The sequence below is a fragment of the Mycobacterium intermedium genome (assembly GCF_002086275.1).
Lineage (GTDB): Bacteria > Actinomycetota > Actinomycetes > Mycobacteriales > Mycobacteriaceae > Mycobacterium > Mycobacterium intermedium.
In genome coordinates this window covers 1-862 of record NZ_MVHT01000276.1, presented here as the reverse complement: position 1 = coordinate 862, position 862 = coordinate 1, and the positions used below count along the sequence as shown (strand labels likewise).

General features: G+C 63.9%; 1 pseudogene. It reads left to right on the top strand.

The window, feature by feature from the left end:
- Positions 1-862, top strand: a pseudogene (locus BST27_RS32955) (PPE family protein); the annotation flags it as partial.

The window sequence follows — 862 nt, the reverse complement described above, 5'->3', positions numbered from 1 at the left end:
CGTTGACGTTGCCGCCGATCGGTTTCGAGGGCTTCGATCTGCCGCAGATCAGCGTTCCCGGGTTCAGCACCGCGGCGCTATCGATCCCGCCGATCGGTATCGAGGGCTTCGATCTGCCGCAGATCAGCGTTCCCGGATTCAGCACCGCGCCCTTCTCGATCCCACCGATCAATCTCGAGCAGTTCGTGCTTCCGCAGATCAGCGTTCCGGAGTTCGCGACGGCACCGTTCACCATTCCGCCGATTGGCCTCGAGGAGTTCGTGCTTCCCCAGATCAGCGTCCCGGGCTTCGCCACCCCGCCGTTCTCGATTCCGCCGATCGGTTTCGAAGGGTTCACCCTGCCGCAGATCAGCGTCCCGGCCTTCGACACCGCGCCGTTCGTCATCCCACCGATCAACATCGGCGAGATCCTGTTCCCGCAGCTGACCGTGCCCGGCTTCGCCACCGCGCCGCTGACCATCCCGCCGATCAACGTCGGCGAAATCCTGTTCCCGCAACTCAGCGTTCCCGCGTTCACCCTGGCTCAGCTGGTCATCCCACCGATCCAGGTCGGGGCCTTCAACGCGCCCGCGATCTACATCCCGAGCATCCACCTGTTCTCCCAGACGGTCATGGAGTTCAAGATCCCGCCGACGCCGGGCTTTTTCAACGTCACCAACAGCCCCACCTCCTCCGGCTTCTTCAACGCCGGCCCCGGCGGCACCTCCGGTTTCTTCAACACCGGCATCGGCACCTCGGGCTTCTTCAGCGGCAACCCGTTGGGCAACATCCCCAGTTCGGGCTTCAACGTCTTCGGCGAAGGCTCCTCAGGAATCGGCAACCTCGGAAGCGGCGTTTCGGGCTTCAGAAACATCGGCCTAGG